The organism is Paenibacillus sp. FSL R7-0312, assembly GCF_038004445.1.
Lineage (GTDB): Bacteria > Bacillota > Bacilli > Paenibacillales > Paenibacillaceae > Paenibacillus_AQ.
Window position 1 is genome coordinate 5360146 of record NZ_JBBORE010000001.1, and the last position, 21026, is coordinate 5381171.

Below are 21026 nucleotides of genomic sequence, written 5' to 3' on the forward strand. Positions count from 1 at the left end.
AGCAGCAATATCCCGGTTCTCCACAATATCACGGTCATGGCCCCGGCCCACAATGTGAATCATGGCCAGTCCAATTTCCTGCAGAGTCACGGCATACCCGGTGATAAGGCGCGCAGCACGGGGTACATCCATCCAATAGCATAATAATATTTATGTGTGCGGGTCAAGCCCGGAGTAGGCCGGATAAACCCCGGACGAAAGAAGTAGGTTCCCCGGAACGGCAGTTTGCGCAGATCATTCTCCGTCTTCCCCTTCACTCTGGCCCACATACTGCGCCCTTGTTCTGTGCTGTCCGTACCTGATCCGTTCACATAAAAACAACCCTGTCCAGATCACGCGGATCTTCGGACAAGGTTATTTTCTACAGCCTATTTTATACAAGCTACTCAAGATAACAATGACTCCGCTCCATCAATAACAATCTGCGCACCGGTAATATGGATCGACTCATCTGAGGCCAGGAACGCCACCAGATCAGCCACATTCTCAGGTTTACCTGGACCGTCAGCGAGGGGCTGTGCACCTTCGGGGAATTCAATCGGAATCACAATCGATTCTACATCCTCATTGAACTCTGTGCTTTCATCGATATTCGTGGATATTGCTCCTGGGCAAATGACATTCACACGGATTTTGAACTTGGCCAGCTCCAGCGCGGCCATCTTCGCAAACGCCACTTGGCCTGCCTTGGTTGTACTGTATGGTGACCAGCCGAAGCTGGCGAATCTGCTATTGCCGTTAATCGAGCTGGTGATAATGATGCTGCCTTTGCCCTTCTCCTTCAGGTGGGGAATGCTGTATTTCAGCGTCAGGAAGGTACCCGTCAGATTGACTGAAATGGTTTTCTCCCAATCACTCAGGCTCAGCTCCTCAATCGGACCGACTGCTCCGTTAATGCCGGCATTCGCGAAGACAATATCAAGCCCTCCGAAATGCTCCACGGTCCTGCGCACCGCTTCTTCCATTCGCACGGCATCCGAAGTATCTACATCAATGGCTAATGCGCAGTCTTTGCGCTGTTTGTTCAGCTTCTGCTCCAGGATCGAGGTACGTTCATTCACCAGATCGAATAAGGCCACATTCGCACCTTCACGCGCCATCTGAATCGCGGCCGCTCTGCCGATCCCCGAGCCCGCACCTGTAATTATGGCCGTTTTCCCGAGAAAACGCTGCTTTTTAGCTATATTTGGGCTCATATGTATTCTCTCCCTCCGTATCGTCCATCTTCATGAGAATGGTTCTGTTTCAAGATTACCCATTTGAGCCTGGATTATAATCATTTTATGCAAAAATTGCACAAAGTTTGTGCAACTTGCACAGTATTATCACACGTTCACAATAAGAAAGGACCCCACCGTTGTGAGGTCCTGCCTGTTGTCTTTAATTATCCAGCCGACGGACATCCACTTTAACAGTAAGGGTGCCCGCTACCCCGCGGTAGACGCCTTTGACCGGAACAATATCCTTGTAATCCCGTCCATGTCCAAGCTTGATATACCGCCAGCTGACTTCAACATTATTAGTCGGATCGAAGCCGAGCCAGCCCGTTCCCGGAATATGGGTCTCTACCCAGGCATGTGAGGCCTGCTCGAAATTGGCATTGCCTCCCTGCAGATCGCCGACAAAATGATACCCGCTCACATAACGCGACGGCAGCCCTACACTGCGGCAGACGGCAATCATCAGATGCGCATAATCCTGACAGACCCCGCGTTTGAGCTTCAGCGCTTTTTTGACCGTTGTGTTTACGCTGGTCGCTTCAGGGTCATATGTGAACTGTTCATAGATCGTTGAGGAGAGCTTCTTGGTCCACTCATACATATCCTCGGCTTCCTCAAAAGGATGCTGTGAAGCAAACTCCACCAGCTCAGGCGTCACCTCGGTATACCTTGTCGGCAGAATAAACTCCACATAACGGTTCTGGAACTTCTCATCATTAAGCAGCTTTACCTGCTCCTCCAGCGGGATATGCGGCAGGTCCGCACCCTGGGCTTTGTCGAGCGTCACCACCGTCGCTTTGGTATGGATCACCATCTCCGTATGCGGCTTGTTCACAGAATAGGCATGGACGCGGTTGCCGAAGAAGTCTTCATAGGTCAACAGATTGGCCGGCGGGTGCACCTCCACCTCATGATGGTAACAGGATTGGCGGTAATTGGTGCGCGGCGTCAGCCTGATCTCATTGACACTGTCCGTCACCGGCTCCGAATAAGTGTAGGTTGTTGTGTGATTGATTTGGATCTTCATACCGAGACTCCTTCACGGCGAAAAAATGCACCCTCCATTGTTTTGCCGAGCTTCTGGCAGGATAACATTAGAGCCTGCAGTACATCCTCAACCAAGTCACCGGACATTTCCTCCTTCTCCATATAGTCCAGCTCGGCTTTGATCTTCCCCGCCTGACGGATGACCTTCTCATGCCCCGAGCCCTTCTCGGAGCTATCCAGCTCCAGCTTAGCCAGATGCTCCTCCAGCTTATGGAAGGAGAATCTTATGGAACGCGGGAATTGCGGATTCACAATCAGGAATTCCAAAATGCATTCGGGGGACATATCATCCGCGTAATACCGGCGGAATGACTGATAACCGCTCACCGATTTCAGCACCGCTTGCAATTTCGTATAGATTGAATTGATATCCTTCGATTTACAGGATACCGTTACTGCCTGAAGAATACGCGTCGTATTCTCGGCCCGTTCCAGGAACCGGCCACTTTCAATGAAATGCCATTCGTTGCCGCGAAGCATCACCGACTGTTCTGCTCCGAGGAACATGGCGGCGCGTTCTTTGATCTGCTGATAGAACTGGTGGGGACTGCTCATAATATCTGCTACCGACTGCTCGCCAAGCCACAGATTGAAGCTGTTGGCTATATCCCACAGCTCACTGGGCAAATGCTGGCGCAGGGTGCGCAGATTGTTCCTGGCCTGATGCACACAGGAGAACAATGAATTTGTATTACCGAGATCCAGTGTGATGAAGGACAGCACATCCTGCTCAGCGAAGCTCTCGAACTGCTGCAGATATTCATTCCGGACACCAAGCGCATCAATCAGCCTCGACCACTTATGGCCTTCCGCCTGGAAATCCTCTTCCTGTTGAATATGATAATGCACATCGATCAGCCTTGCATGATTCTCGGCCCGTTCTATATACCGGCCAATCCAGAATAAAGCCTCCGCATTGCGATTCAGCATCGTAGCCACCCCTTCACCTTACATATTGATGCTGCATTATTGGTGAATCCATATCACGCTAGGCCATTACCCAAGTGTCCTTCACTCCGCCGCCTTGTGATGAGTTCACGACCAGCGAGCCTTCGCGCATCGCCACCCGGGTAAGACCGCCGGGAATCACATGGGGCTTGCGGTCAGCCCCCATTAGCACGAACGCTCTAAGATCAATATGGCGCGGCGCCATGGAAGCTCCCGACAATACCGGTGCACGGGACAGCGACATTATGGGCTGGGCGATATACCGCTCCGGTTCCGCCAGAATTTTGAGCCGGAAATCCACCAGATCCTGCTTGGTCGCCTCGCTTCCGATCAGCATACCGTATCCGCCGGAGAGTGAGGTCTCCTTCACCACCATTTCGGACAGATTATCCAGCACGTACTGTCGCTCTTGCGGCCGGGATAGCAGGTATGTCGGAACATTGCCCAGAATCGGTTCTTCATTGAGATAATAACGGATCATATCCGGCACATACACATACATGGCCTTGTCATCTGCGACGCCGGTTCCTGGTGCATTGGCAATTGCGATATTCCCGGCACGGTAGGCATTCATTAAGCCGGCAACCCCAAGCAGTGAGCTGGGCTGAAAAGCCAAAGGATCGATGAAATCATCATCCAAACGGCGGTACAGTACATCCACGCGGCGCAAGCCATTCATTTCCTTCAGGTAGATCTTGTGGTCCTGGGCTACCAGATCCCGTCCTTCTACCAGGTGGATGCCCATTTGCTGAGCGAGAAAAGCATGCTCGTAATACGCGGAGTTATATTCGCCAGGGGTCAGCAAAGCGATCACCGGATCTTTGGTGCGCGAAGGGGAAAGGCTGCGAAGTACCGACAGGAACCGGTTCAGGCTGTGATCCACATCGCGGATAGAGCTGGCGAACGATAATTCGGGAAAGAGCTGGTTCATAAGGGATCTGCCTTTGAATAAATAGGAAAATCCGGAAGGCGTACGCAAGTTATCTTCAAGCACATAATACTCACCGTCATGATGGCGGATCAGGTCGATCCCCGAGGTAGTAACGTAAGCACCGCCAGGGACCCGAAGTCCAGTCATTTCCGGCCGGAAATAGCAGTTGGATATAATCATCCGCCGGGGGACAACCCCATCCTTCACGATATATTGCTCATGGTAAATATCATGAATGAACAGGTTAAGTGCTGTAATCCGCTGCACAATGCCAGCTTCAAGCCGCTCCCATTCTGCCTTTGGAATAATCCGTGGAATCATGTCGAAGGGAATTGTCCGCTCCATCGGTTGATCCTGTGCCGGGTTGTAGAGTGTAAAAGTAATGCCTTCTTCCATCATCCGACGCTGCATCAGCTTCTGCTTGCCTTGCAGCTCTTCGGGGCTCATCCCGGAAAACATGCGGTTCACATGCTTGTAATGAGGCCGGATACTCCGTTCATCGGCATACATTTCATCGTAAAAATGCTGCAATGAATACGGAGCTACACCGGGCAAAGGATCTAGTTTGGACATGAGCCCGACTCCTCTCGGATCAGTGTAATGTGTAAAGTTTATTGACAAATTAGCTTACTTTTTAGAAATATATCATGAAAATATTAAATACTAACTTCATAATACGTAAATGATAATGTTCATGTCAATATATATAACAGCAAAATGGAGTTTATGAACCATCCCGCATGATTGGAATCGCTTCCTTTCTCTTAAAGGTGCTTTGGAGGCGTGCTAATGGGAATCGTACATCAAATTGTATGCAGGAGCGTTGACAAGCAGTACTATTATGAATTTTTCATATAATGTTTTTTTATATTGATTTCGGTAAAACAACAGCCGTTCCTTCTATTTAAATGTGGGCGGGCTGCTTCACGACTTAAAAAAGTGGGTTCGACCGCTTCATGCCTTAAAGAAGTGAGTGGGGCTACTTCATGCCCATCACCTATGATGCGGACTGAAATTCTGCTAATCGCGCAAAATCTTGTGATTTGCAGAGCATTCGGATTGAGAATCCCTTATATGACTTCTGACACCTCATTTTCAGCTCCAATGAACAGGATAACTGCACTATCAAAAAGCGGTTTTTTCAGGAAATAAGTCCGTTCCCCGTACTGTCTGCAGCTACAGCTTCCTCTTACCTTCCATTTCTACCTCCACTTCTACTTCTACTTCTACTTCCACTATGAAGCCTGGTTCCTCACATGTTATACTTGGGGATTTCCGGATTTCCGGATTCAACAACGCCTTTTTCACAAAACATGTAGTCTATAGTTTCCCATACCAAAAAAGCCTCCAGGGCATTTTCGCTCACTGGAGGCCTTATAGATTACGTTCATACTGGTGCAGCAGGAGTTGAGACCCGGATATTACGCTTGGCCTTCGGTCTCTTCCTCTTCAGAGATCATGCCTGCGAACAGGGCATGCACGAACTGGTCGGAATCAAACGGCTGGAGGTCTTCCATCTTCTCGCCCAGTCCCACCAGCTTCACCGGCAGATTCATCTCCTGGCGGATGGCTACTACAATTCCGCCCTTTGCGGTGCCGTCCAGCTTGGTCAGCACCAGCCCGGTCACACCGCTCTTCTCTCCAAACAGCTTGGCCTGGCTGAGTGCATTCTGGCCGGTCGTTGCATCCAGTACCATCAATACCTCATGCGGGGCACTCGGTATTTCGCGCTGAATCACCCGGAAGATTTTGTTCAGCTCTTCCATCAGATTGCTCTTGTTCTGCAGTCTACCGGCAGTATCGCAGATCAGTACGTCTACGTTACGCTGCTTGGCAGCCTGTACCGCATCGAACATAACAGCTGCCGGGTCAGAACCTGCCTGCTGCTTAATCACATCCACGCCCGCGCGCTGACCCCAGACCTCGAGCTGTTCAATTGCTCCCGCGCGGAAAGTATCGCCTGCCGCCAGCAACACCTTCTTGCCTTCCTGCTTATAACGGTGCGCCAGCTTGCCGATCGTCGTAGTCTTACCGACCCCGTTCACGCCTACGAACAGAATGACTGTAATGCCGACCGGATTCTCGTTCAGACTGTTATCGTCATCGCCGCGCAGCAGCTCCATCAGCTTGCGGGAGAGAATCGGCTGGAGCTCTGAAGCATCCTCGATCCGCTTCTGCTTCACTTCGACGCGCAGCTCTTCCACCAAATTCATTACTGTATTGACGCCAACATCGGCACCGATCAGAATCTCTTCCAGCTCTTCATAGAATTCTTCATCTATCTTTTTGCGGCGGATGATCAGATCAGAGACCTTCTCAACGAAGCCCTTGCGGGTCTTCTCCAGGCCGTCGCGGAATTGTTTCGTTACGCTTTCCGTTTTGCCGGAGATGCTTTCTTTCAGTTTCTTAAAAAAGCTCATATTGTTCCTCCTAAAAGTTTTATGAAGCGATACTGCATAGAATTACTCCGCAATAAAACTCACTTCGTAAGCATCAGCCTATCAGGCAATTTCCGCCTCTTCATCCTCCAGCCGCACCGATACGAGCTTGGACACGCCGCCTTCCTCCATGGTCACGCCATAGAGTACATCCGCTTCCTCCATCGTTCCTTTGCGGTGAGTAACTACGATAAACTGCGTCTGCTCCGAGAACTCGCGCAGATATTGGGCGAAGCGCACGACATTGGCTTCATCCAGCGCCGCTTCCACTTCATCCAGTACGCAGAACGGCACCGGCTTGACCTGAAGGATCGCGAACAGCAAGGCCATAGCGGTCAAAGCGCGTTCACCGCCGGACAGAAGCTGCAGGTTCTGCAGTTTTTTGCCCGGAGGCTGGGCGACAATATCAATCCCCGTATCCAGCATATGCTCCGGATCAAGCAGCATCAGGTCTGCCCGCCCACCCCCGAACAGCTTTGAGAATACCGTGCCGAATTCACGGCGGATAGCATCAAAGGTCTGCTTGAAGCGTTTGGACATTTCCTCTTCCATCTCATGAATGACATGATACAGCGTAGTTTTGGCTTCGACCAGATCGTCTTTCTGTCCGCTGAGGAAGGTATAGCGTTCATACACCCGCTGATACTCTTCAATGGCGCCAAGGTTCACCTCACCCAATCCGGAGATGCTGCGCTTCAGACGCTGTACTTCCATCTGCGCTGCTGGCACATCCTCGGGAACCGGATAACGCTGCTTAGCCAGCTCATAGCTTAGTTCATAATCATCGCTCAGCTTGCGCAATATATTATCCAGCTCCACATCCAGCCGCCCGACGGCAACCTCCGTTGAACGGAGCTTGTCTTCAACCCCTTTAAGCGCCTGCCGCTGGTCTTTGGTCTCTCCTTCAGCCAGTTCCAGCTTGCGAGAGATCGCGGTACGGTCGGCACGGGCCAGGTCGAGCTTCGCTGAGGTATCTTCCTTCTTGAGGCGTAAGCTGTTCACATCTTCCTTCTGCTTCACAGCTTCGCGTGTATTCTCTTCCAGATCCTGCTCGATGGTCATCAGCAGGCTGCGGCTCTGCCGCAGCTCTTTCTCCTGCGAGCCGGCATCCTGTCGCATACGCCGCAGCTGCTCCTCCAGGGAGAAAATCTCCTGGTCCAGCTTCCCTTCCGTAACCTTCATGCCTGTCAGCTTACCCTGCAGCTCTTCCTTGGCGGTTTCATTTGCCTTACGGTCGGATTCGGCGTTCCGGATGGCCTCGTGGGCTTCCTTCTCTTCCTTCTCCAGCCGGGCAAGCTCCGCCTCCGCCTGCTTGCGGGTCTCTTCGAAGCCGCGGACCTCATTCTCGAATCCGCTGCGCTCTGCGCCAGCACCCTCAACCTGCTCCTTGACGTGGCGAAGCTCCTGCTCCAGCTGCTTCAGATCACCGGAGACCCGCTGCTCCTCCAGACGTTTCTCGTCACCGTCATGCCGCAGCTCTTCCAGCTTCTGCGCTGCTTTGTCCTGCTCGGCGCGCAGACGGAGGATTCCCTGCTTCAGCTTGGCGATCTGCTGCTCGCTCTCTTCAATCTCGCCGAACAATTGGTCCAGCTGCCGTTTGCGGCTGAGCAGACTGTTGTTCTTCTTATGCTGGCTGCCCCCGGTCATCGAACCGCCGGCATTGACAACATCTCCCTCAAGCGTTACGACTCTGTACCGGTATTGGCATTTGGCCGCAATGCGGTTCGCCTGCTCCAGGCTCTCAGCGATAACCACATTCCCCAGTAAACTCCCTACAATGCTAGAATATTTCTCTTCGAAACCAACCAGCTCAGAACCAATCCCGACAAACCCCTCGGCACCTTCCACCATACTGCGGTCACTGCCGGTAATCTGCCGGGGCCGGATTACATCCAGCGGCAGGAAGGTCGCCCGTCCCAGCTGGCGCTGCTTTAGGAAAGCAATCGCTTGCCGGGACACAGCTTCGTTCTCCATAACAACATGCTGCAGTGAAGCGCCCATGGCCGTCTCAATAGCCATTTCGAGCTTCTCCGGAACCGAGATTAGTTCAGCAACCGCGCCGTGAACGCCGGTTAACTGTCCTTTGCGTGCACCTTTCAGCACTTCCTTAACCCCAAGCATGAATCCGTCAAAATCATCCTGCATTTCCTTCATCGTCTCATGCCGGGAGACCTGGGCTTCGCGTTTCTGCTCCCATTTGCGCAGGCCGCTTTGCGTTTCCTCCATCAGCTTCTGCCGCTTACCGGTCTGCTCGCTCTCCGTAATGTACGCGCCGCGCAGCAGGCCTATTTCCTTGCCGAGTCCGGCAATCTTATCCTTAAGCCCGCTCTGGGCAGAGGTCAGCTCCTCCAGCCGGGCTGTCCATTTGCCGCTCTCTTCCTGGCTGCGGCTCATCCGCTTCTCGAGGCTCTCCTTCTGCTGATCCGCATAGCGGATTTCATTACGCGCCTGAGCCATCAGGTTCATCAGCTCGAGCAGCGCGCTCTTCAGCTTCTCTTCCTTGCTCTGGCTGATGCCCCCGGCAACACCCTGCAGCCGGGATTCTTCATCGGCCAGTTGCAGACGCAGTTCCTCCAGTGCCTGGCGGGACTGCTTCAGCTTATGCTCAAGCTCCGCCAGCTCACGCTGCCGTCCCTCAGAACGCTCGCCTACAGAACCAAGTGTCTGCATCAGCTGTTCGCGGTTGTTCTCCAGGTTGCGGCGGCGTTCTTTGAGCAGCTCTCCGTAGCCTTCACTCTTCTCATTCGCTTCACTGTAATGCAGCAGCTGCTCCTGCAGCTTCTCCACTTCCTGCTCCAGGCTCCGCAGCTCAGCACGGCCGCTCTCCAGCTTGGCGTCATGGGCGGAGACTACTGTCGACAGCTCCAGCTGTTCATCCTTCAGCAGCTCAAGCCGGGCATTCCCCTCCTGCCAGGCCGTATGTATGCCTTCAATCTGATGCACATATACGGAGATCTCCAAATGCTTCAGCTGCTCACGCAGTTCCTTGTAACGGATGGCCTTCTCGGACTGATCCTTCAGCGGCCCCACCTGATCCTCAAGCTCACTGATCAGGTCATGAATCCGCAGCAAATTCTGCTCGGTCTCGTCCAATTTGCGTCCGGCGTCTTTTTTGCGTGATTTATATTTAACAATCCCCGAAGCCTCTTCAAAAATCCCCCTCCGGTCTTCGGAACGGGTACTAAGTATCTCTTCAATCCGGCCTTGTCCAATAATCGAATAAGCCTCACGACCGATCCCGGTATCCATAAACAGCTCTGTGATATCCTTCAGCCGGCAGGCTTGCTTATTGATTAAATATTCACTTTCTCCGCTGCGGTGCACACGGCGGGTAACCGTAACCTCGCTGAAATCCAGCGGCAGTACATGATCCTCATTATCCAGCGTAAGAGAGACCTCGCCGTAATTGACCGCTTTGCGGGCGTCACTTCCGGCAAAGATAATATCTTCCATTTTACCGCCGCGCAGTGATTTGGCACTCTGTTCGCCAAGCACCCAGCGTATACCGTCGGAAATATTACTTTTGCCGCTTCCGTTCGGGCCGACTACGGCCGTAATTCCGCGCACAAACTCCATTTCCGTTTTGTCGGCAAATGATTTGAAGCCAGCTAATTCAATCCGTTTCAGAAACATAACTCGCCTATCACCTCTAACCCATTATACCATAGCGTTTCCTTGCCTAAACACCCCCACAAAGTGGTGCACTCGCTTCGACGTTTACTCAAGTACTTTGCGGGGACCCAAAAACATTTTATTTCTGATATCTCGAAAAAGAGCAGCAAAAGTCTGACTTCCGCCTAAACGCCGGCATTCAGACCATTGCTGCTCTACTCCGCTTGCCCAGCTTTGCTGTTCAAGTCTACCTCAGGCACCGTCTTCCTTCAAATGCAATAACGCCGCTGCTGCGGCCTGCTGTTCCGCTTCCTTCTTGGAACGGCCGCTGCCGCTGCCCAGCGAACGGCTGGCCATGAACACTTCAGATACGAATTCGCGCTCGTGCGCCGGTCCGCGCTCTTCAATAATCCGATATTCCAGCGTACCCATGCCATGATGCTGTATCAGTTCCTGAAGCTCTGTTTTGAAATCGCTCATCTGCATTTGCAGCTTACCATCGGTTTCGACCAGCGGGAAAACGTGATTATCCAGAAACTTCCGGGCCGTTTCCAGTCCCTGATCGAGATAAAGCGCTCCCACGAAGGCTTCAAACACATCGGCCAGCAGAGCCGGGCGGGTACGCCCGCCCGTAAGTTCTTCCCCCTTACCCAGCAGCACAAACCGTCCGAAGCCGAGCGTCTCGGCAAACCGGACCAGCGACGGCTCGCATACAATAGCGGCACGCAGCTTGGTCAGTTCACCTTCAGGCCTGTCCGGGAGCAGATTGTACAAATATTCGGACACCGTAAGCTCCAGTACAGCGTCACCCAAAAATTCCAGGCGCTCATTGTCCTGATGCTGATTGAAACGGTGTTCGTTCACATAAGATGCATGGGTAAAAGCCTGCTTCAGAAGTACAGGATCGTGAAATTGGATTTGAAGTTGGCTTTGTAACTGCTTCAGGTCTCCTTTCACTGCACTGTCCCCCTACTTATTATATTTTTTGAGTATAACAGTCGCGTTATGTCCTCCGAATCCGAATGAATTCGACATTGCGATATTCAGATCCGCCTTACGGGGCACATTCGGAACATAATCCAGATCACAATCCGGATCAGGATTGTCCAAATTAATCGTAGGAGCAATCATGCCCTTCTGCAGCGAAAGACCGCAGATAATCGCTTCCACACCTCCGGCAGCGCCAAGCAAGTGGCCTGTCATTGATTTGGTGGAACTGATCGCTACCTTGTACGCGTGCTCACCCAGAGCTTTCTTGACAGCCGCTGTTTCCGATTTGTCGCCTACCGGTGTAGAGGTGCCATGCGCATTGATGTAATCGATATCCTCCGGATTAATTCCGGCATCGCGGATCGCCATCTTCATGCAGCGTGCTGCACCGTCAGGATCAGGCTCGGTCATATGATGGGCATCGGCACTCAGGCCATAACCAATCACTTCGGCGTAAATCTTGGCTCCGCGTTTCTCTGCATGTTCCAGAGATTCGAGAATCAGGATTCCTGCGCCTTCACCCATAACGAAACCGTCACGGTCAACATCGAACGGGCGGCTTGCCTTCTGCGGCTCGTCATTGCGGGTGGACATGGCTCTCATCGCACAAAAGCCTGCCATACCTGTAGGACGGATGGTTGCTTCTGCACCGCCACAGATCATCGCATCCGCATCACCGCGCTGTATCAGCCGGAAGGATTCACCAATGGAATGGCTGCCTGTCGCACAAGCGGTTACCGTCGTTGTATTCGGACCTTTGGCACCGAGATTGATCGACAGCTGGCCGGAGCCCATGTTGGCAATCATCATTGGAATGAAGAACGGGCTGACCCGTTTCGGGCCTTTTTCCAGCAGCAGATTGTGATTGTCTTCCCAAGTACCCAGACCGCCGATACCGGAGCCGACAGAAACGCCGATACGCTCAGCATCGATATCTTCGCCAATCTTCAGTCCGCTGTCCTTCAGGGCTTCTTCGCCGGCAGCAACCGCAAATTGCACGAAACGGTCCATTTTGCGGGCTTCCTTACGGCCGAAACGTTCCTCAGCATTGAAATCCTTGACCGAAGCCGCAATTCGCGTAGTATATTCACTGACATCAAAAGCTTCAACAAGAGATACTCCGGATGTACCGCTCATCAGGCTGTCCCAGAACGTTTCCAGATCCTTGCCCAGCGACGTCATCACTCCCATACCTGTAACAACCACTCTTTGACTCAAACGCGCTCACCCCATCTGTAGGCTGTAATACTTCTACAACATGTAATTGTATTCCGGCCAGAAGTCTATATAAACTGCAGTCGCCGCAAGATTAACCCATCTGCGGTTCTGTTATTTTCCCCATAAAGATGCTCATGCACCCTTTGCTGCTGCCCTTAAATCACCTCAAAATGAGGAGAAGTCCCGCCCTGGCAGGAACGGGACCCTCAATCATATGACTCTAGGTATGAGATTGTATGTACTTCACAACTTCACCCACGGTCGTAATACTCTCTGCATCTTCATCAGAGATTTCCATATCGAATTCATCTTCCAATTCCATAACCAATTCTACTACATCAAGAGAATCAGCACCTAAATCATCTTTGAAAGACGCTTCTAATGTTACCTCAGCTTCATCGGCACCTAAGCGGTCGATGACAATGCGTTTTACACGCTCCAATACATCGGACATCCGGTTCACCTCCTCTTTTGGTATTATACGAGATATGAAGTCAAAATACCATAGAGCATAAAAAACGCTTTCTGGCCGCCTCTGCTCTCTTCCCCCGTAATGATCTGACGCTTAGAAGCCTTACATGTACATTCCGCCATCCACATGAAGTGTCTGACCTGTCATGTAGGCTGCCCCTTCCGAGGCCAGGAATACCGCCGCGTTAGCAATGTCCTCCGCCCGCCCAAGCTTCGCAAGGGGAATCCCCTTGATCAGCTCACTGCGGACTTCATCGGACAGCTCGCGGGTCATATCGGTATCGATGAACCCTGGCGCAATGCAGTTCACGGTAATTCCCCGTGAAGCCAGCTCGCGTGCCGCGGATTTCGTCATCCCGATAACCCCTGCCTTGGCAGCCGTATAGTTCACCTGACCGGGATTACCCGTCACACCCACGACAGAGGAAATATTGATGATCCGGCCGTAACGCTGCTTCATCATCGGACGTGTCGCTGCCTTCAGACAATTGAACACACCCTTCAGATTCGTCTCGATGACCTGGTCGAATTCTTCCTCTTTCATGCGCATAATCAGATTATCCCGGGTAATGCCGGCATTATTCACAAGAATATCAATTTTTCCCCAAGTGTTAATAACCTCTTTCACGAGGTTCTCCGCTTGTTCGCTGTTACCGACATTCCCTTGCAGAGCAATTCCTTCCGAGCCCAGCTCCTGAATCCGGGCTACAGTTTCCTCTGCCGACTGAAGGCTGCCCGAGTAGTTCACGGCAACCTTCACGCCCTGCTCCGCCAGTGCCAGTGCAATAGCACGGCCAATCCCCCGGGAACCGCCGGTAACCAGGGCGGTCTGACCTTTGAGTGCTGCAAACATTTCCAGTTGTCCCCCTTCAATAATCATGCCGCTATTCTCATGTCAAGCGGATTACCAGCCAGTCTGAGCGCTCTCAAGGCTGTTGATATTCACGAGCTTAACATTTTTGTCAATTTTGCGGATCAGGCCTGCCAGCACGCTGCCGGAGCCGATCTCTACAAAAGTGTCCACGCCGTCTGCAATAAGCCATTCCACGCTGTCCTGCCAGAGTACAGGAGAGAATACCTGCGCTACCAGCAGATTACGGATCTCTTCCGGATCCGTTACCGGGGCAGCTGTGACATTGACGATTACCGGCATAACAGGAACGTTAAAGGTTACTTTCTGCAGCTCTGCAGCCAGCTGTTCAGCGGCTTCCTTCATTAATGAGGAGTGGAACGGGCCGCTGACCTCCAGCGGAATTGCCCGTTTGCCGCCTGCTTCCTTAACGCGCTGCACCACTTCATTCACGCCAGCCACGGTGCCGGAAACCACGATCTGTCCCGGGCAGTTGACGTTAGCCAGCTCAACGGAATTGCCAGCCTCTGAAATACTGCGGCAAAGTTCCGTGAGGGCCGCACGGTCTGCGCCAAGTGTAGCAGCCATAGCCCCTTGTCCTCCTGGTACAGCTTCTTCCATGAATTGTCCGCGCAGACGGACCAGCCGCACTGCATCCTCATAAGAGAGGACCCCGGCGGCTACAAGAGCGCTGTATTCACCAAGACTGTGACCTGCTACATAATCAGGCGTTACCCCTAAATCCCGCAGTGCTTCCAGATAAGCCACACTGGCTGTAACCAATGCCGGCTGTGTATTGACAGTCTGCTTAAGCTCGCTCTCAGGTCCTTCAAATATAAGCTTACTTAGCGGAAATCCAAGTACTTCGTCACCCTTTTCAAATACTGCACGGCTCTGCGGCAGGGCTTCATATACATCCTTACCCATACCAACTGCCTGTGCACCCTGACCGGGAAAGACAAATGCGATTTTACCCATGATGCTTAAAAGCTCCCTTCCCGTTAACAGCGGCTCCTCCCGCCTTACGCCCGGATAGAACCGCTTCGTTCTGTTAGTATTGCCCTGTTCTTTACCAGATCAGTACGGAAGCTCCCCAGGTGAGTCCGCCGCCGAAGCCGACCATAAGCACCGTGTCGCCTTCCTTCATCCGGCCTTCCTCTGCTGCTTCCACAAGTGCCAGCGGAATGGACGCCGCTGAAGTATTCGCATATTTATCCACATTGATAACACATTTCTCAGGCGGCAGATCCAGACGCTGCATCGCCGATTGAATAATCCGGATGTTAGCCTGGTGAGGCACGAACAAGTCGATATTCTCCTTGGTCAATCCCGCTTTGGTTAGCACACGTTCCGTAGCCGTCCCCATTACACGCACCGCAAATTTGAATACTTCACGGCCGTTCATATAGATGAAATGCTTCTTGTCTTCTACCGTCTGCTGGGAAGCCGGCAGACGTGAACCGCCTGCTTCCATCTTGAGCAGGCTGCCGCCGGAACCTTCAGCGCCAAGATCGAAGGACTGGAAGCCGCGGCCTTCCGGAACTTCACCTACAATGACTGCGCCGGCACCATCACCGAACAGTACACAAGTGTTGCGGTCTGTATAATCCGTGATGCGCGACAATGTGTCAGCACCAATAACAAGCGCATTGTTATACATTCCGTTCTGGATAAAGCCGGTTGCCGTAGCCAGACTGTAGACGAAACCGGAGCAGGCTGCCGACAGGTCAAAGGCCGCAGCCCCCTTAGCGCCCAGCTTGTCCTGAAGAATACAGGCTGTGGATGGGAAAGTGCTGTCCGGTGTAACTGTGGCTACAATAATAAGATCAAGCTCTTCCGCCTTCATGCCAGCGGATTCCAGTGCCTTCAGCGCTGCTTCATAAGCAAGATCGGATGTGGCTTGTTCCGGAGCAGCAATATGCCGTTCCCGGATTCCTGTACGGCTGACAATCCATTCATCGTTTGTGTCGACGATCTTCTCCAGATCGCTGTTGGTCAATATTCTCTCGGGTACATATTTCCCTGTACCAATGATTCCTACCGGACGTAATTGTTTCATATCGTCACTCACTTCCCGCTAATTTCTCTGGATATACTGGCTACCAGATCCGCCTGCAGTGCAATCCGGGCCTGCCTTACCGCATTCTTCACCGCGTTGCCGTCGGAGGAGCCATGCCCCTTCACTACGAGACCGCTAAGACCGAGCAGCGGCGCTCCGCCGTGCTCCTTATAATCCATTTTGCCCTTCAGACTTCTAAGCTCCGGCATCAGTATGGCTGCGCCCAGCTTGGTCTTAAGCGACTTGCTGAATTGCTCCTTCAGCAGAGAGAACATGGCTCCTGCCGTTCCTTCCAGCGTCTTCAGAAGGATATTGCCGGCAAACCCGTCACAGACCAGCACATCGCAGGCTCCCGTGAGCACATCCCGCGCCTCCACATTGCCGACAAAATGAATGCCAGTCAAAGCTTCAAGCAGCGGATAAGCTTCTTTGGTCAGCTCATTCCCCTTGCCAGGCTCAGTCCCTACGTTCAGCAGGCCTACCCGGGGCTTCGCAATGCCATGGACCTTATTACGGTATATGCTGCCCATCAGGGCATATTGGGCCAGATGCTGCGGTTTGGCATCCATATTGGCACCCAGGTCCAGGGCTAATACGCCGACATCATCCAGCGTTGGTATCATCGGTGCCAGGGCAGGACGTTCTATACCCTGCATTCTTCCCACAACCAGCAGCCCCGTAGTCATAAGTGCTCCGGTATTGCCGGACGAGATCATGGCATCGGCCTCACCTTCGCGCACCATCCGTCCGGCGACTACCATGGACGAATCCTTTTTACGGCGGACTGCTTTCACCGGCTCCTCATCGGAACCGATCACATCCCCTGCATGACGCACCGTCACATTGGACGGCTTGTTCTTGAGCAGCGGCGCAAGTCTGGCTTCATCACCGACCAGCACGATCTGCGTATCACTCCACTCCGCAGCTGCGGCCAGGGCCCCTTCTACATTACACTCAGGAGCATTATCCCCGCCCATGGCATCAATGGCGATCAGCACTCCGGTTTCCCCCTTCGCTGTACTCTTCAATTGCAGAACGGTACACTACAAAATGGCCTTGAAATACCAGTTCTTCTCCAACATATGTAAACACGTCCACCTCAGCTTTGCCGTTCCGGCCCGCAAGCGAGCGTACCTGCGCTTTGGCGATACATTTCTCACCCAGCCGGACCATGCGCACGAACCGGATATCGGCTGAAGCGGTCAGGGCAATTTCATCATTGATAACAGCAACTGCCAGCGAATTCGCCTGGCCGAAGACATAATGGCCGCGGGCAATCCCGTTTCTGGAGAAAACATGCTCTTCACGGATCTCAAAAATAGAAATCCCGCTCCGGTCCAGCTGCAAATCGACTATGTCACCAACCACTTCATCAACAGGCAGGGAACGGACCTGATCATAGGAGTGCTCTGCCATTTGCTTCATCCGTTCACGCAGCTCCGGAATCCCCAGCTCCATCCGATCCAGCCGGATCGTCTGAATGCTCACCTTCAGCTGGCGGGTCAATTCCCGGTCCGTTACAAAAGGATTACCTTCAATGATTGAGAGCAGCTGCTGCTGCCGTTCTTTCTTGGACAACCGTTCGATGGCGACTCACCTCCTGGCACATGCCTCTACTGAAAAGCATCCGGCCGCAAGAGTGGCCGCTTGTAGTTATAATTCTCTGTTCTTAATTAACAATTAGAACCAGGTACTAATATGTAGTATAAAGCATGACGCCGCAAAAATAAAGCTTTGACTTGAAAACCGGCGCAAACCCGCAGCGGACTTGGGGAAACAGTACGGGAAACAGAAGGATGAACTATCATGTGAAGCATATAAATTCATATATCCCCAAAAAAATAGCACTTCACCGGCAGATGAAGTGCTACTCTTATATGCAAATATGCAAACTATTGTTTGATGATCTCTCTTGCTTTGTATGTTCCGCAAACTTTGCATACGTGGTGAGCCAGTTTCAGCTCTCCGCATTGTTCACATTTCACCATACCTGGAACTACCAGTTTAAAGTGAGTACGACGCTTGTCACGGCGTGTCTTGGACGTTCTGCGTTGTGGTACTGCCATGTTAATCAACCTCCTGATTTTGGTTTTGACCCGTTATAGCCCGGGATTTGTTCTTAGTTATCTTGCTTGGTAAAGAATCCTTTCAACCCAGCGAGTCTTGGATCGATCACTGTGTTGTCGCAACTGCAGGTGCCTTCGTTCAAGTTCTGTCCGCATTTCTGACAAAGACCAAGACAGTCTGCCTTGCACAATACCGAATCCGGTAAGTGCAGTACGAAATTTTCTTCCACATAGGGGATAAGATCCACAATCTCATCCTTGATGTAAATGAGTTCCTCACCTTCATCTTCCGGAAGAATTGGCTGTTTAAGCCACTTGAAAGTCTCAGCGAAAGGAATGTTCAGCTTACTGTTAACCTCCGTGAGACAACGTGAACATAACATGTCCACTTCTCCACTCAGTGTTCCCACCACGTTCACACTATCGGTTCCCGCGGGCAGCGCTTTAAGGTCTACTGAGAGTGGTGCAACAGCAAGAATATCCTTGCGCCCTTTGACAACCTCACTGACATCCACAACATCGTGGAGGACCAGGGGCTCGTCGGCATTCGCTAATTTGCGAAAGTGAATGTTCATAGTTATCACTCCAAACAAACAAAATTTATTATACCTATTATTACCGAACTTTGTCAACCATTTTTCCTTTATATTGTTTCAGGCACAGAGACAATTTATGATATAGATAAGTTTAATGCAAGAAATCTGCAAAAAACGGGAAGGAATGAGTCTGAATCCGGAACCCGAATCGTCAGATATCCCAGAATAGGGCGTGAAGCAAACGTGACCACTGTAGGCATTATAGCCGAATATAACCCTTTACATAACGGGCATGTCCACCATTTCAGCGAGGCCAAAAGAATCTCCGGAGCCGAAAGCTCCATCGTCATCATGAGCGGCCCGTTCACCCAGCGCGGCGAGCCGGCGGCGGTCAGCAAGCGTGCCCGCACCGAGATGGCGCTGCATATGGGCGCCGACCTCGTGATTGAGCTGCCGGTGGCTTATGCCGTACAGCCGGCGGAATGGTTCGCCTTCGGAGCGGTATTCCTGCTGGAGGCTACCGGCGTCGTGGACAGCCTGTGCTTCGGCTCCGAAGCCGGCACTTTGGGCGCGCTGCTGCCCTTGGCCGGATTCCTGGCCGAGGAGAGCAGCGCGCTTAAGGACGAGATCCGCGCGCGCATGGCACAAGGTGCGGGATTCCCCGCCGCATACAGCGCAGCTGCGGCGGCAGCCTGGGGGGAGACTCCCGCCGGGAACGGGAGTCCCCTTGATGCCGAGGCGCTGCTGCGGCAGCCGAACAACAGCCTCGGCCTGCACTACCTGATCGCGCTGCAGCGGCTCGGCAGCGCGATCAGGCCCTTCACCGTGCCGCGGACCGGCGCGGGCTTCCACGACCCGCTGCAGGGCGGGTCGTCCATTGCCAGTGCGACAGCAATCCGCAGGCTGCTGCGGGAAGGCGGCTCTCCGGCGGCATACATGCCGGAGTATAGCGTGTCCATCCTGGAGAGAGAGCATGCAGCGGGCCGGGGGCCGGTTACGCTCGAGGACTTCCAGACTCCGCTGCGCCACGTGCTCTCCACACACTCAGCCGCTGAGCTGCGAACGGTGCAGGATATGAATGAAGGGCTGGAGAACCGGATACTCCGCATCCTTCCCCAGCTCGGCAGGTTCACGGTCGCCGGTCTTCTGCAGGAGCTGAAGAGCAGACGTTACACCCATACACGGCTGCAGCGTCTGCTGCTTCATACCTTGCTGAATCACAGCAAAGAAGAAATGACCCCGGCCGCACTGGCCCAGGGTCCGGGTTATATCCGGGTTCTTGGCTTCCGGGAGAGCGGCCGCAGGCTGCTGAAGCAAATGAAGCAGCGCGCGGCACTTCCGGTGGTCACAAGCCCTGCCCGCTTCTCCCATCCTATGCTGGAGCGGGATCTGCAGGCGGCAGCTGTGTTCGCCGCTGCTTATGCCGATCCCGCACGAAATGATCTGTACAGCGATTATCTGGAGCCGCCGGTCAGGATTTGATGACCGGCTGTTCTTCCATATATTTCAGCGCATCAGACAGAGTCGATACCGGAATCAGCTTCATGTCCGTGCCGATCTGGTCAGCTTTTGCCTTGGCTTCCTCATAGTTTTTGACTGGAACGAAGAAGAATTCGGCACCTTTGCGGTCAGCAGCCACAATCTTATGCTTCACTCCGCCGATCGCTCCCACATTTCCCTCAGCATCAATTGTACCTGTACCCGCTACCCGGTGGCCCTTGGTCAAATCTCCCGGAGTGAGCCGGTTATAGATTTCCATGGTGAACATCAATCCTGCGGAAGGTCCTCCTACATTCGTATCCACAAAACTGACGCCTTTCCCCTCTTCTTTAGGCTGTACCTTCTGAACAGCTCCGATAACAACCCCGAAGCCAGGCCGTCCGGCCGAGGTTTCTTTATCCTTAACCTCCACCAGCTTCACCTGCTCGGAAATTTCCTTGCCTCCACGCTGCAGGACTACCTCAACGGTATCGCCGATTTTGTATGCAGACAGCAAGGCAGACAGAGCCGCCGGATCAGCTGCGTGCTGTCCTTTTACACTGATAATCTTGTCGCCCGGCTTAAATTGGCCCTGATTGGTTGCGTCCGGCACTGAGAACACGTACAAATAATCCACAACATCCTCATACGGCACTTTGGCAGCATGATAAGCGGCCTGTACAGCATAAGACTGTGAACTGTTCATATAAAAGACCTGCTCAGCCGCGTATTCCTGCTCCGTCTTATCCTGCAGGCGGGTCTCTTTCAGGACAACCTCCGCATTCGAGTTAAATACGGAGGCGACCAGAAGCGCCACATTGGCATAACTGGCAGATACGGTAGTCATCATGAACATGCCCTGCTCCGCGGGATCAGCATTCTCCACCTTGATCATCGGGGCTACCTCGGAGGCGCTTCCCGGCTGATACACAATATACGGAGTATTCATAAAGACAGCAACATAGAGAATGACCACAAATGTAAATAAGTAGGCTGTGGCGCGGATACCCACACGGCGTTTCTGTTGCCTCAAGTCTCTTCCCCTTCTTTCCCGCGGCATGCAGCCCCGGCATTGGAATGTGCTGCCAGGAGCCGGGAGCTTCTCTCCGGCTGTGGCATGATGGTTGTCTCCCCTGCATAAATTGATAACAAGCTCTGCCC

19 protein-coding genes are annotated in these 21026 nt (G+C 52.8%); 1 reads left to right on the forward strand and 18 read right to left on the reverse strand.

Annotated elements, in window-relative coordinates:
* Positions 1-86 precede the first annotated feature (86 nt).
* From MKX70_RS23365 to MKX70_RS23445, 17 genes are all read right to left on the reverse strand, one after another.
* Entirely contained in the window at positions 87-311 is a 225-nt protein-coding gene (locus tag MKX70_RS23365) for a hypothetical protein (RefSeq protein ID WP_340840851.1), read from the reverse strand.
* 75 nt (positions 312-386) lie between these two features.
* Positions 387-1196 carry an SDR family oxidoreductase gene (locus MKX70_RS23370; protein WP_042236129.1) on the reverse strand — a complete coding sequence of 270 codons (810 nt, stop codon included), beginning with the start codon at positions 1194-1196 and terminating at the stop codon, positions 387-389.
* Positions 1197-1380: 184 nt separating this feature from the next.
* Positions 1381-2247, reverse strand: a complete 867-nt coding sequence (locus MKX70_RS23375; protein ID WP_042236127.1) for a transglutaminase family protein — start codon at positions 2245-2247, stop codon at positions 1381-1383.
* Positions 2244-3197, reverse strand: coding sequence for an alpha-E domain-containing protein (locus MKX70_RS23380; RefSeq protein ID WP_340840852.1), 954 nt, complete (start codon positions 3195-3197; stop codon positions 2244-2246). The genes MKX70_RS23375 and MKX70_RS23380 overlap by 4 nt, the downstream gene beginning before the upstream one ends.
* A 58-nt stretch (positions 3198-3255) precedes the next feature.
* Complete coding sequence (locus tag MKX70_RS23385; protein ID WP_042236125.1) at positions 3256-4719, reverse strand: circularly permuted type 2 ATP-grasp protein; 1464 nt, start codon at positions 4717-4719, stop codon at positions 3256-3258.
* Between the two features lie 848 nt (positions 4720-5567).
* On the reverse strand, positions 5568-6566 hold the full coding sequence (gene ftsY / locus MKX70_RS23390; RefSeq protein ID WP_340840853.1) for a signal recognition particle-docking protein FtsY: 999 nt from the start codon (positions 6564-6566) through the stop codon (positions 5568-5570).
* 81 nt (positions 6567-6647) lie between these two features.
* Entirely contained in the window at positions 6648-10217 is a 3570-nt protein-coding gene (smc, locus tag MKX70_RS23395; protein WP_340840854.1) for a chromosome segregation protein SMC, read from the reverse strand.
* A gap of 231 nt (positions 10218-10448) precedes the next feature.
* Positions 10449-11153, reverse strand: a complete 705-nt coding sequence (rnc, locus tag MKX70_RS23400; RefSeq protein ID WP_042236118.1) for a ribonuclease III — start codon at positions 11151-11153, stop codon at positions 10449-10451.
* Between the two features lie 12 nt (positions 11154-11165).
* Positions 11166-12404 (reverse strand): beta-ketoacyl-ACP synthase II, encoded by a 1239-nt coding sequence (fabF, locus tag MKX70_RS23405; RefSeq protein WP_083442770.1) that lies wholly within the window; start codon positions 12402-12404, stop codon positions 11166-11168.
* Between the two features lie 220 nt (positions 12405-12624).
* The gene (locus tag MKX70_RS23410) at positions 12625-12858 is read right to left on the reverse strand and encodes an acyl carrier protein (protein WP_039307421.1); all 234 of its coding nucleotides are present in this window, start codon (positions 12856-12858) and stop codon (positions 12625-12627) included.
* Between the two features lie 120 nt (positions 12859-12978).
* On the reverse strand, positions 12979-13728 hold the full coding sequence (fabG, locus tag MKX70_RS23415) for a 3-oxoacyl-[acyl-carrier-protein] reductase (RefSeq protein WP_340841689.1): 750 nt from the start codon (positions 13726-13728) through the stop codon (positions 12979-12981).
* A 51-nt stretch (positions 13729-13779) separates the two neighbouring features.
* Positions 13780-14703, reverse strand: coding sequence for an ACP S-malonyltransferase (gene fabD / locus MKX70_RS23420; protein ID WP_340786626.1), 924 nt, complete (start codon positions 14701-14703; stop codon positions 13780-13782).
* Between the two features lie 91 nt (positions 14704-14794).
* Positions 14795-15784, reverse strand: coding sequence for a beta-ketoacyl-ACP synthase III (locus MKX70_RS23425; protein WP_144026103.1), 990 nt, complete (start codon positions 15782-15784; stop codon positions 14795-14797).
* Between the two features lie 8 nt (positions 15785-15792).
* On the reverse strand, positions 15793-16782 hold the full coding sequence (plsX, locus tag MKX70_RS23430) for a phosphate acyltransferase PlsX (protein ID WP_042236112.1): 990 nt from the start codon (positions 16780-16782) through the stop codon (positions 15793-15795).
* Complete coding sequence (gene fapR / locus MKX70_RS23435) at positions 16766-17362, reverse strand: transcription factor FapR (RefSeq protein WP_039307413.1); 597 nt, start codon at positions 17360-17362, stop codon at positions 16766-16768. Before fapR ends, plsX begins: the two co-directional genes overlap by 17 nt.
* A gap of 314 nt (positions 17363-17676) precedes the next feature.
* Entirely contained in the window at positions 17677-17850 is a 174-nt protein-coding gene (rpmF, locus tag MKX70_RS23440; RefSeq protein ID WP_019911234.1) for a 50S ribosomal protein L32, read from the reverse strand.
* A gap of 53 nt (positions 17851-17903) precedes the next feature.
* Positions 17904-18425: a YceD family protein gene (locus tag MKX70_RS23445; protein ID WP_039307410.1), complete on the reverse strand. Its 522-nt coding sequence runs from the start codon at positions 18423-18425 to the stop codon at positions 17904-17906.
* A 204-nt stretch (positions 18426-18629) separates the two neighbouring features.
* Here MKX70_RS23445 and MKX70_RS23450 point away from each other — a divergent pair, with 204 nt between their 5' ends.
* A complete protein-coding gene (locus tag MKX70_RS23450; RefSeq protein ID WP_042236110.1) occupies positions 18630-19868 on the forward strand; it encodes a nucleotidyltransferase in 1239 nt (412 codons plus the stop codon).
* Here the strand turns inward: MKX70_RS23450 and MKX70_RS23455 are convergent.
* Positions 19858-20898 (reverse strand): YlbL family protein, encoded by a 1041-nt coding sequence (locus tag MKX70_RS23455; protein ID WP_340786807.1) that lies wholly within the window; start codon positions 20896-20898, stop codon positions 19858-19860. The genes MKX70_RS23450 and MKX70_RS23455 overlap by 11 nt on opposite strands.
* Positions 20899-21026: the final 128 nt, after the last annotated feature.